At 36.0% G+C, this 11,951-nt stretch carries 9 protein-coding genes and 1 pseudogene; all 10 read left to right on the top strand.

Translation table 11 applies throughout. The features are described from left to right. Positions 1–171: 171 nt before the first annotated feature. The 10 genes and pseudogenes from hisS to GSA01S_RS06845 all read left to right on the top strand — a co-directional run bounded on the left by hisS (position 172) and on the right by GSA01S_RS06845 (position 11,810). The gene (gene hisS / locus GSA01S_RS06890) at positions 172–1,491 is read left to right on the top strand and encodes a histidine--tRNA ligase (protein WP_066126092.1); all 1,320 of its coding nucleotides are present in this window, start codon (positions 172–174) and stop codon (positions 1,489–1,491) included. Between the two features lie 2 nt (positions 1,492–1,493). After that, entirely contained in the window at positions 1,494–3,263 is a 1,770-nt protein-coding gene (aspS, locus tag GSA01S_RS06885; protein WP_066126091.1) for an aspartate--tRNA ligase, read from the top strand. A gap of 12 nt (positions 3,264–3,275) precedes the next feature. Beyond that, positions 3,276–4,175, top strand: coding sequence for a deoxyribonuclease IV (locus tag GSA01S_RS06880; RefSeq protein ID WP_066126089.1), 900 nt, complete (start codon positions 3,276–3,278; stop codon positions 4,173–4,175). Positions 4,176–4,255: 80 nt separating this feature from the next. Next, positions 4,256–4,912: pseudogene (locus GSA01S_RS06875) on the top strand (DNA alkylation repair protein). Between the two features lie 207 nt (positions 4,913–5,119). Further along, positions 5,120–5,890, top strand: coding sequence for a Fe-S cluster assembly ATPase SufC (gene sufC, locus GSA01S_RS06870; RefSeq protein WP_066126087.1), 771 nt, complete (start codon positions 5,120–5,122; stop codon positions 5,888–5,890). Positions 5,891–5,901: 11 nt separating this feature from the next. Further along, on the top strand, positions 5,902–7,212 hold the full coding sequence (gene sufD, locus GSA01S_RS06865) for a Fe-S cluster assembly protein SufD (protein ID WP_066126085.1): 1,311 nt from the start codon (positions 5,902–5,904) through the stop codon (positions 7,210–7,212). After that, on the top strand, positions 7,205–8,422 hold the full coding sequence (locus GSA01S_RS06860; RefSeq protein ID WP_066126083.1) for an aminotransferase class V-fold PLP-dependent enzyme: 1,218 nt from the start codon (positions 7,205–7,207) through the stop codon (positions 8,420–8,422). Before sufD ends, GSA01S_RS06860 begins: the two co-directional genes overlap by 8 nt. Beyond that, positions 8,409–8,867 (top strand): Fe-S cluster assembly sulfur transfer protein SufU, encoded by a 459-nt coding sequence (sufU, locus tag GSA01S_RS06855; protein WP_066126081.1) that lies wholly within the window; start codon positions 8,409–8,411, stop codon positions 8,865–8,867. Before GSA01S_RS06860 ends, sufU begins: the two co-directional genes overlap by 14 nt. Next, positions 8,860–10,272 (top strand): Fe-S cluster assembly protein SufB, encoded by a 1,413-nt coding sequence (gene sufB / locus GSA01S_RS06850; RefSeq protein WP_066126080.1) that lies wholly within the window; start codon positions 8,860–8,862, stop codon positions 10,270–10,272. Before sufU ends, sufB begins: the two co-directional genes overlap by 8 nt. 305 nt (positions 10,273–10,577) lie before the next feature. Further along, complete coding sequence (locus tag GSA01S_RS06845) at positions 10,578–11,810, top strand: Fic family protein (RefSeq protein WP_066126079.1); 1,233 nt, start codon at positions 10,578–10,580, stop codon at positions 11,808–11,810. The last annotated feature ends 141 nt before the right edge of the window (positions 11,811–11,951 follow it).

Genomic DNA, 11,951 nt, shown 5'->3' with positions numbered 1-11,951 from the left:
CTACTTCTGGTCCACTCCCAACTGGGCGGGGGTGAACAGACGAAGTGAAAATCATTTGATTTTCTACTTCTTGCCCACTTCCGCATCCATCAAATTTAAAAATTATCACACTCGAAGTACAAAATTGATTATTTGATAATACTAAAACCATTCCATTGAGGAGGAACGAAAATGATTAAAAAGATGAAAGGGACAGAAGATATTCTGCCTAAAGATAGTTATAAATGGCAATATTTAGAAGATACTGTTAGAGCGATTTTTGACACTTATCAATTTAAAGAGATAAGAACACCGATTTTTGAAGCGAAAGAATTATTTGCTCGTTCAGTCGGTGACACGAGTGATATTGTTTCGAAAGAAATGTATGACTTTAAAGATAAAGGTGATCGTGATCTAGCGTTAAGACCTGAAGGGACAGCCGCGATTGTGCGTGCTTACGTTGAACACAAGTTATTTGGTCCTGAACATCCACAACCTTTAAAAGTTTATTATATCGGACCAATGTTCCGTTATGAGCGTCCACAAGCAGGGCGTCAACGTCAATTCCATCAAATTGGGGTTGAGGTATTAGGAAGTACTAATCCTGCCACTGATGCTGAAGTGATTGGTTTAGCTTGGGATATTTTAACTGAATTAGAAGTTGAAAATGTGGAATTAAACATTAATTCATTAGGTAAACCAGCGGATCGTCAAAAATATCGTGAAGCCTTAATCGAGTATTTTACTCCTTTAAAGGATCAATTAAGTGAAGATTCTAAACGCCGTTTAGCGGATAATCCTTTACGTATTTTAGATAGTAAAGATGCCAAAGATAAAGCCTTAGTAGCACAAGCACCTACAATTTTAGATTTATTAAGTGAAGAAAGCCGTCAACATTTTGAACAAGTTCAAGCGATGTTAAAAGCTTTAGACATTCCTTATACCGTCAATCCTTTGATTGTACGAGGTTTAGATTATTATCAAGATACGATTTTTGAAATCATTGTCAATGATGATGCGATTGGCGCTCAATCGACCGTCATCGGTGGGGGACGTTATGATGGATTAGTGGAACAATTAGGCGGTCCCCAAGCACCTGGCTTTGGTTTTGGATTAGGGATGGAACGCTTATTATTATTATTAGAACAACAAAAGATTGAATTACCAGAAGAAGAACCATTAGATTTGTTTGTATTAACAATGGGAGATGCGGTTAATATTAAAGCTTTACAAATCGTTCAAGCAGCTCGACAAGCAGGTTATTTAGCTGAACGTGATTATTTAGGTCGTAGCTTAAAATCCCAATTTAAAACAGCAGATAAATTAAATGCTAAGTTAACCTTAACGTTAGGTGAAAATGAATTAGAGACTGGTAAGGTTACCATCAAAAATAAAGCATTAGATAAACAAAAAGAAGTGGCTATTGATGATTTATTAGCAGATTTCGAGAACATTTATCGTGAGTTGACAACCGATACTTCAGCCATCGATAAGTACTTTAGAGGAGAATAAACATGGAACAAAGAACAGTATATGCAGGTTTAGTAAGTGAAGAATTAGTTGGTAAAACAATTACGCTTAAAGGTTGGGTACAAAGACGTCGTGACTTAGGTGGCGTTATCTTTATCGATTTACGTGACCGTGAAGGATTTTGTCAAGTTGTATTTAATGCCGAAAATTTATCGGTTGAACAAATGGATTTAGCGGATCATTTACGAAGCGAATATGTCGTAGAAGTATCAGGAGTGTTAAATAAACGTGTCGCTGATCAAATTAACCCGAATATTCCGACCGGACAATATGAATTAATGGCTCATGAATTAAATGTATTAGCCAAAGCCAAAACACCGCCCATTTATATTGAAGAACGCTTAGATGTTGAAGAGGAAGTACGTTTACGTAATCGTTATTTAGATTTACGTCGTCCTAATATGTTCAACAATTTACGTTTACGTCACAATGTCACAAAAGCCATTCGTGAATACTTAGATAGTCTTGATTTTATCGATGTCGAAACACCTTATTTAACCAAATCAACCCCAGAAGGTGCACGTGACTATTTAGTGCCAACGCGTCGTGAAGCGGGTAAGTTCTATGCTTTGCCTCAATCACCACAAATCTTTAAACAATTATTAATGGGTGCTGGTATTGACCGTTATTATCAAATTGTTCGTTGTTTCCGTGACGAAGATTTACGTGGTGATCGTCAACCCGAATTTACTCAAGTCGACTTAGAAACAAGCTTCTTATCACAACAAGAAATTCAAGCAATCGTTGAAGAAATGTTAAAACGAGTCGTAAAAGCAGCTCGTGGCGTTGAAATGACAGAAGCTTTTCCAACAATGACTTATGAAAAGGCAATGAATGAATATGGGGTAGATAAACCGGATATTCGTTTTGAAATGAAACTAGTTGATTTATCAGAATTTGCTGCTCAATCTGAGTTTGGTGTCTTTAAATCTACGATTGAAAACGGCGGACAAGTAAAAGCCATTAACTTAAAAGGGTTAGCGGATGCTTATACGCGTAAAACAGCCGATGAACTGATTAATATCGTGAAGCCTTATGGTGCGAAAGGGTTAGCATGGTTAAAAATTACCGATGAAGGTTTCAATGGTCCGATTGCTAAATTCTTTGCTGATGAGACAAGTTATAAAGCCATCACTGAGCCAACGAATGCTGAACCAGGTGACATCTTGTTCTTCGTAGCCGATCAAAAAGATATCGTAGCAGCTTCTTTAGGTGAATTACGTGTTCGTTTAGCCAAAAAGCATGAATTATTCGATCAAGATGAATTAGCTTTTGTTTGGATTACTGATTGGCCATTATTCGAATATGATGAAGAAGCCAAACGTTATGTGGCAATGCACCATCCGTTTACCGCCCCTCAAAATATGGACTTAACGGCAATGAAAGAAGACCCAGCTAATGCATTAGCACAAGCATATGATATTGTATTAAATGGTTATGAAATTGGTGGCGGCTCAATCCGTATCTTCACGCGTGAAATGCAAAATCAAATGTTTGAATTATTAGGTTTTACACCGGAACAAGCACAAGAACAATTTGGTTTCTTAATGAATGCTTTTGATTATGGCTTCCCACCACATGGTGGCTTAGCATTAGGTTTAGATCGCTTAGTCATGATTTTAGCTAAAGAACCAAATATTCGTGAAGTGATTGCCTTCCCTAAAACAGGGCGTGGAGTCGACTTATTGTCAAATGCCCCAAGTTATGTTGCAAATGATCAAGTTAGAGAATTACATTTACGCATTCAAGAATAGGAGAGTAAATTAATGTTTATTGGATCTCATGTTTCAATGTCAGGTAAGGATATGCTTCTAGGTTCAGCCAAAGAAGCTGCTTCTTACGGTGCCAATGTCTTTATGATTTATACGGGCGCACCACAAAACACACGTCGTAAAGATATTTCGACTTTTAAAATTGAAGAAGCTCGTGAATTTATGGCAGCTAATGGTATTGATTTCTTTACCGTCCATGCTCCTTATATCGTAAACCTAGCCAATACCACTAAAGAAGGATATTTTGATTTCGCAGTTGAATTTTTAAGAGAAGAAATTAATCGTGTGGAAGCGGTAGGTGCCAATCAGGTTACTTTGCATCCTGGAAGTCATGTTGGAGCAGGTGAAGCGGTGGGGATTGCCCAAATTATCAAAGGTCTAAATGAAGTGATTCGCCCGGATCAAAACGTGCAAATCGCTTTAGAAACAATGGCCGGAAAAGGTACGGAATTAGGACGTACTTTTGAAGAAATTGCACAAATGATTGATGGTGTTACCCATAATGATAAATTATCGGTTACTTTCGATACCTGTCATGTTTATGATGCGGGTTATGATATTGTCAATGATTTAGATGGCGTGTTAAACCAATTTGATAAAATCATCGGTTTAGATCGCTTAAAAGTCATCCATATTAATGATTCAAAAAATCCATTCCATAGTAATAAAGACCGTCATCAAAATATTGGCTTAGGGTCGATTGGTTTTGAAACCATCAATAAATTGGTACACCATCCACAATTGATGCATTTACCCAAAATCTTAGAAACACCATGGGTGCCAAAACCCGATAATGAGAAGGTAAAAGTAGCCCCTTACAAGCAAGAAATTGCGATGTTAAGAAAAGGTGTATTCAATGAAAACTTAATGGATGATATTTTAAATAATCGTTAATCCTGATAGTATAGACTACCAACAGCAAATCTTTTGTTATTGGTAGTCTTTTTTAAGATGAAGAATAGGAAGGTGCCAACGTGTCCTCAAAATTTGAAATTATTTTGACGAAGTTAAAATCCAATGCAAACCCACAGAAAGCGGTGGAAATGAAACAATATATGCGCAATCAATTTGAATTTTTGGGCGTCAAGACACCTGTAAGAAAAGCGCTTATTAAAGAATTTATTCAAAATGAAAAAGCAACTCAAACAATCGATTGGCAATTTGTGAACGATTGTTATGATAGTCAATTTCGTGAGCTGCATTATGTCGCATTGGATTATTTACAAGCGATGACCAAATGGTTAACATATGATGATATTTCTAACTTATATCACTTGGCTAAGCACCATCAATGGTGGGATACTATTGACCGATTAGATCGTTTAATCGGTAATATTGGGTAAACAGATAATCGGGTCGATCATTTAATGCTTGAATGGTCAAAGAATGAGGATATTTGGCTTAGACGCTTAGCCATAGATCATCAAATTGGACGTAAAGATAAAACAAATACGGAATTGTTAACCGCCATCATTTTAAATAATTTAGGTAGCGATGAATTCTTTATTAATAAAGCGATTGGTTGGAGTCTTAGAGAGTATGCTAAAACCAATCCTCAGTGGGTACTTCAATTTTTAGCTGACTATCAACATCAGCTATCTGCATTATCCTATCGTGAAGCAAGCATTTAAAATAGGGAGTAGACCAGAAGTAGAAAATTATTCAATTTTCACTTCTGGTCCACTCCCAATATTTGATAGTGCAAGTATCAATGTTCTTTACTATTATTTATTTCACAAATGTGCTATGAATTTAGAATGTTAGTTGAATTTGGGAAAAGATTGAAAGACCAATAAAATTTAGTTACAATATATTTATAAATTTAAGGAGGCGTTCACATGTCTGTTTTAGAAATTAAAGATTTACATGTCAGAATTGAAGACAAAGAAATATTAAAAGGTGTGAATTTAACACTGAATACCGGTGAAATTCATGCCGTAATGGGACCCAATGGTACCGGAAAATCAACCTTAGCAGCCGCAATTATGGGCAATCCTGCGTTTGAGGTCACTCAAGGTGAAATTTTACTTGATGGCGAGAATGTATTAGAGATGGAAGTTGATGAAAGAGCGCGTGCCGGTCTATTTTTAGCAGTTCAATATCCAAGTGAAATTCCTGGCGTGACCAATGCAGAATTTATGCGAGCAGCAATCAACTCACGCCGGGCTGAAGATGATAAGATGGACGTGCGGACGTTTATTAAAAAACTAGACGAAAAGATGGCCTTATTAGATATGCCTGAAGAAATGGCAGGACGGTATTTGAATGAAGGATTTTCTGGTGGAGAAAAGAAACGTAATGAAATTTTACAATGCTTAATGATTGAGCCAAAATTTGCGATTTTAGATGAGATTGACTCTGGATTAGATATTGATGCTTTAAAAGTTGTTTCTAAAGGTGTTAATGCAATGCGGGGTGAGCAATTTGGTTCCTTAATCATTACTCACTATCAACGTTTATTAAATTATATTGAACCAGATGTCGTTCATATTATGATGGACGGAAAAGTTGTCATGACCGGAGGACCTGAGTTAGCACAACGCTTAGAAGCAGAGGGTTATAAAGGGATTAGTGAAGAATTAGGTCTAACGTTAGAAGAGAAAGAATAGGAGTGAATTTAATGTCATTAAATGAATTACACTCACAATATGAATTATTACCATATGCTTATGAATTACCAGAATGGTTTACTCAATTGCGTGATGAAGCAAGTGAAAAATGGGCAACATTAGCACTGCCGGTAATTGAGCGCGCTAAATTTCATCGTTGGCCATTATTTAACACCAAAATTGTTGATGTGGAAGCAATGATGGACCCCTTAACTTATGGAACAGCCGCTGCGTTAGAATTGGCCGAAGCAGAAGGAGCCAAAATCGTTCAAGCAGGTAATAGTACCATTATGGAGAGCTTACCAATAGACTTAAAAGAACAAGGCGTCATCCTAATGGATTTATTTGAGGCGCTAGTCGAATATCCTGATTTAGTCCAACAATATTTCGGTACCGTCATTGAACATCATACGGATAAAGTGGTTGCCTATAACACCGCACATCTGAATGGTGGATTGTTTATTTATGTGCCCAAAAATGTTGAAATTGAATTACCAATCGAAAGTATTTTAATGGCCGATGCCCGTTATCATCAAGCATTTAATAAACGCGTCTTAATCGTTGTAGATGAGAACAGTTCAGTTGATTACTTAGAGCGTGTTCAAGCTGAAGGAGAAGCAACCTTTAGTGCGACTATTATCGTTGAAGTGATAGTAAAAGCAGGAGCTCGTTTAAAATATATGGCTATCGATACCTTACCACAAACTACCCATGCCTATATTAAACGCTATGCAAGGACTGAACGTGATGCTCATATCGATTGGGCGATTGGAGAAATGAATGATAGTAATGTTATTTTAGATTTGGATACTTATTTAGATGGTAATGGATCTGAATCACAAGTGGCGATTGTCGGTATTTCTTCTAATAAGCAAGTTCAAGCCATTGATTCAAAAGTTGTTAATCGTGGTCACCATACGATTGGGAATATTTTCCAACATGGCGTCATCTTAGACCGTTCGACCTTGACCTTTAATGGCATTGGTTTAATTGAAAATGGCGCCAAACATGCTGATGCGCAACAAGAGAGTCGCGTTTTAATGTTATCAGATAAAGCACGCGGAGATGCCAATCCGATTTTATTAATTGAAGAGTTTGAAGTGACCGCAGGCCATGCTGCAAGTATTGGACAAGTCGATGAACAACAATTGCATTACTTAATGAGTCGTGGTTTAACAAAAGAAACAGCAGAATATTTAGTCATACGTGGATTTTTAGGACCGGTTATTTTAAGTATGCCTTCACAAAAAGTACGCGATGAATTAATGGAAGTTATTGATCATAAGTTAATGAGTATTAAGGCAGATGATTTAAATGATTAATCCATTACGTCAACAATTCCCGATTTTAAATCAAACGGTCAATGATGAGCCGTTGATCTACTTTGATAATGCAGCCACTACCCAGAAGCCACAGGCCGTATTGGAGGCAATGATGCGCTATTATCAAGAAGACAATGCTAATATTCATCGCGGTGTTCACAGCTTAGCTGAAAGAGCGACCACCCAGTATGAAACGGTTCGAACGAAAGTGGCTCAATTTATCGGCGCTAAAGCAACGAATGAAATCATATATACAAGTGGGACAACGGCAAGTCTTAATTTTTTAGCACGTAGTTTGGTGGAACCAATCATGACAACGGGCGATATTATTTTAACCACGGCCTTAGAGCATCATTCTAACTTTGTTCCTTGGCAAGCCGTTTGTCAAAGAACAGGAGCCCAATTAAAAATGTTACCTTTAACAGAGGATTTTACTGTTGATTTGGCTCAATTGCCTCAAGCAGAAGCGTTAAAATCCGTTAAAGCTTTGGTAATCCAACATGTTTCCAATGTATTAGGCGTTGAACAACCTATTCGACAATTGACTGAGTGGGCACATCAACATAATATCATCGTGGTAGTGGATGGTGCCCAAGCGGTCGCTCATCAAAGTCTAGATATTGAAGCCTTAGATGTCGATGCTTATTGTTTTAGTGGTCATAAATTATATGGACCAACGGGTATTGGAATTTGCTATCTCAATCGTCGTCATCATGAAACATGTCAGCCATTCTTTTATGGTGGAGAAATGATTCATTATGTCGGAGATGAAACCAGTAATTATAAAGAAGCACCTTGGAAATTTGAAGGAGGAACACCACCCATTGCGGAAGTCATTGGATTAGGTGCAGCGATTGATTGGCTAAACGACAACGGCATGAAACCTATACAAACTCATGTCCAAGAGCTAACTCAACGGTTAACACAGGGGATGTCTGAAATCGATGGCGTGACCGTCTATCACCAAGGGCAAAATGGCATTTTAAGCTTTAATATTGAAGGGGTTCACCCGCATGATGCGGCGACCGGTTATGATATGGAAGGGATTGCCGTTAGAGCTGGTCATCATTGTGCGCAACCTTTGATGCGCTATTTAGGTGTTCATGCGACTTTAAGAGCCAGCTTAGCCGTTTATAATACAGAAGCAGAAGTAAACCATTTTATTGAAGTAACGAAAAAGGTAAAGGAGTTTTTTAATGGGCCTATCTAATTTATCTCATTTATATCGAGAAGTGATTTTAGATCATGCACAACATCCTCATCACCGTTATGCTTTAGACAATGCAACCCATCACATGGAATTATTAAATCCAACCTGCGGTGACGCTATTATGGTGCAAATGGTAGTGAAGGATCAGATGATTGAAGAAGTGGCTTATACCGGACATGGATGTTCGATTAGTATGGCCAGTGCGAGTATGATGACAGAGGCTATTAAAGGACTTACTATTGATAAAGCCTTAAAGTTAATTGACGTTTTTAATCAATTGGTTAAAGGAGAAACCATTGATGAACAATGGGAGCTTGCCTTAAAAGATGCTTATTTCCTTGAAGGAGTTAAACAATTTCCTGCACGTTATAAATGTGCGGTATTAGCTTGGAAAGCTGCAGCAGGGGCAGTCGACCCACAGAAAGAGAGTGATTTAGATGACTGAAGTAGTAAGAGAACATGAAGTGCCAGTCGTGGATGACTATGCTTATGGTTTTAAAGACAATGCAGAAATCATTTTCTCAACTGGAAAAGGTTTAAAAGAAGAAGTGGTACGCACCATTTCAAAAGAAAAAAATGAACCCCAATGGATGTTAGACTATCGCTTAAAAGCTTTAGATGCCTATTATAATGCTAAAAAAGTTAATTGGGGACCGGATTTATCTGGCTTAGACTTTGATGATATTACTTATTATCAAAAAGCCACTAATAAACCAGCGAGAAGCTGGGATGATGTCCCTGAAGAAATCAAAAATACCTTTGAACGACTTGGTATACCTGAAGCTGAACGTGCTTATTTAGCAGGGGCGGCCGTGCAATATGAATCAGAAGCTGTTTATCATAATTTAAAAGCCGAGTTTGATAAACTAGGTATTTTATTTACTGATACGGATACAGCTTTAAAGGAATACCCAGAAATTTTTAAAGAACATTTTGGAACAGTGGTACCGCCCACTGATAATTTTATCGCGGGATTAAATGGAGCCGTCTGGAGTGGTGGAACTTTTATTTATGTTCCAAAAGGCGTAAAATGCGATATTCCATTACAAACATACTTTAGAATTAATAATGAAGGAACTGGACAATTCGAACGGACTTTGATTATTGTCGATGAAGGTGCCAGCATTCACTATGTTGAAGGTTGTACAGCACCGACTTACTCAACCGCTTCTTTACATGGTGCAGTGGTGGAAATTATTGTCAAAAAGGATGCCTATTGCCGTTATACCACCATTCAAAACTGGTCTCATAATGTTTATAATTTAGTAACCAAACGTTCGGTTGCTCATGAAGGCGCGACAATGGAGTGGGTTGACGGTAACCTTGGTGCTCAAGTGACCATGAAATATCCAAGTGTTTACTTACAAGGTCCAGGTTCTCGTGGTACCGTCATGTCCATTGCCTTTGCTGGAGCGAATCAAATTCAAGATGCCGGTGCCAAAATCTATCACAATGCACCAAATACCTCGAGCTCAATCGTTTCTAAATCGATTGCGAAAGACGGTGGTAGTGTCAACTATCGTGGACAAGTCTATTTTGGTAAAAATTCACAAGGATCCATGTCGCATATTGAATGTGATACGATTATTATGGATGAAAAATCAAAATCAGATACCATTCCATTTAATGAAATTCATAATGGCCAAGTGGCTTTAGAACACGAAGCCAAAGTATCGCGCATATCAGAAGAACAATTATTCTATTTAATGAGTCGCGGTTTATCAGAAGCGGCTGCTACTGAAATGATTGTCATGGGATTTGTTGAACCGTTTACCAAAGAATTACCGATGGAATATGCAGTTGAATTAAACCGATTGATCAGTTATGAAATGGAAGGTAGTGTGGGGTAGTTACTAACTATGAGCTAGGAATGTTATTATATCAACGTTCCTAGCTTATTTTTTTGATTGTTTTTATGAGTGACTAAGGAATTGATTAAGGTTTATTAAAAATTGACGTATTTAGTAAAATTATGTGCTAGTTAATTTTACACAATATTATGGACTTGACTTTAATTGATTAAAAATTATAAAGGACAAAATTATACAAAATTGTTTGAATATAATTATTTAAAGTGGCAATTACTACAAAAACGGTTGATTTTGTATTAAATAAATAGTATTATTTGAAAAACAATACTATTTGAGGTGATTTTGTGTCATATGAATCTTTAGAGAAGGTAAAATTTAGAAATGAACATAACTTTATACAAGAATATGAAAAAAGAATTAACGGCTATGGAACTTTACTAACAAATTTAAAAATTTTTCCCTTTAATAAGAAACTTGAAGTAAGGGAGACGAAGAAAAAATTCAAACTATTTGTTGTATCTAACATAGAGCTTATCATGATCCAAGAAAAAATAAATAATAATGCGGATAAAATCACACGCTTATTAAATCTATTACCTGAAATAGCTAAAATGTCATTTATAGATAATGTTTTGATTAATGAAATCCAAAGCACTAATGATATCGAGGGGATTAGAAGTACAAGACAAGAAATTGAAGAAGCTCTGTTATATGTTGATAAAAAAAATAATAGAAGATTTACAGGAATTGTAAAACTATATAAATATTTGTTTGAAGAAGAATTTACACCTTTAACAAAGTTAGAGGAAATCAGAGAAATTTATAATGATTTAGTATTTGATGAAATAACAAATGATAATGAATTGGATGGATTTCTATTTAGAAAAGGTTCGATAAAAATAACGCAAGGTGAAAAGGTAATACATAGAGGTAATCCAGATGAAGAAAGCATTGTAAGAGATTTAAATAAATTTCTAGACTTTTTGAATAGTGATGACTTTCCATATTTAATTAAGGTAATGCTTTCTCATTACTTCTTTGAATATATTCACCCATTTTATGATGGTAATGGCAGAACTGGTAGATATATAACTTGTAAATATTTATCAGATAAACTTGATCCTTTAACAGCACTAAGTTTCTCTCACATGATAAACTATCATAAAGAAAAGTATTATAAAGCATTTGATATTACGAGTAGAATTAATAACTGTGGGGAAGGTACAATGTTTGTATTTATGATGCTAGATATAGTATTAGATGGGCAAAAAGAGCTCATTAGAAATTTAGAAGAAAGTAAAAATATGTTAGATAGAACTTATATAACACTTGAAAGTGATAGTAAACTTAATGAAAAAGAAAGAGAAATAATGTTTTTGATGTCACAAAGTACTTTGTTTAATGGGATACTAACTGATAATGATATTTCAGAAATATTAGGAATTCATAGGAATACTCTTCGTCCACTTGTTAAAGGATTAGAAGATAAGATGTATATATACGAAGCAAAGAAGAGACCCACTATTCATAAGCTAACGGATACATTTATCAAAAAAATTGTGGATACAACTATATAGTTTATTATCATTGTTTTTATCCTTTCTTTTAAATAAACTAAAAAAAGGCTTGCAACATAATGCAAACAATAATACTTCTATTGTTGTAATATTTAATGTTGGATATAATAAGGATAGGAAGAGGAGGTAGGACTCCTCTAT

The organism is Globicatella sanguinis NBRC 15551, assembly GCF_001552295.1.
GTDB classification, from domain to species: Bacteria; Bacillota; Bacilli; order Lactobacillales; family Aerococcaceae; genus Globicatella; species Globicatella sanguinis.
The sequence above is the reverse complement of the archived record's forward strand: the minus strand, read 5'-3'. Positions and strand labels throughout refer to the sequence as shown.

Bases quoted from the DNA above. Each gene is read 5' to 3' on its own strand.
- GSA01S_RS06860 (WP_066126083.1), top strand. From the start codon at position 7,205: ATGATTAATCCATTACGTCAACAATTCCCGATTTTAAATCAAACGGTC.
- sufD (WP_066126085.1), top strand. From the start codon at position 5,902: ATGTCATTAAATGAATTACACTCACAATATGAATTATTACCATATGCT.
- GSA01S_RS06880 (WP_066126089.1), top strand. From the start codon at position 3,276: ATGTTTATTGGATCTCATGTTTCAATGTCAGGTAAGGATATGCTTCTA.
- sufC (WP_066126087.1), top strand. From the start codon at position 5,120: ATGTCTGTTTTAGAAATTAAAGATTTACATGTCAGAATTGAAGACAAA.
- hisS (WP_066126092.1), top strand. From the start codon at position 172: ATGATTAAAAAGATGAAAGGGACAGAAGATATTCTGCCTAAAGATAGT.
- sufB (WP_066126080.1), top strand. From the start codon at position 8,860: ATGACTGAAGTAGTAAGAGAACATGAAGTGCCAGTCGTGGATGACTAT.
- aspS (WP_066126091.1), top strand. From the start codon at position 1,494: ATGGAACAAAGAACAGTATATGCAGGTTTAGTAAGTGAAGAATTAGTT.
- sufU (WP_066126081.1), top strand. From the start codon at position 8,409: ATGGGCCTATCTAATTTATCTCATTTATATCGAGAAGTGATTTTAGAT.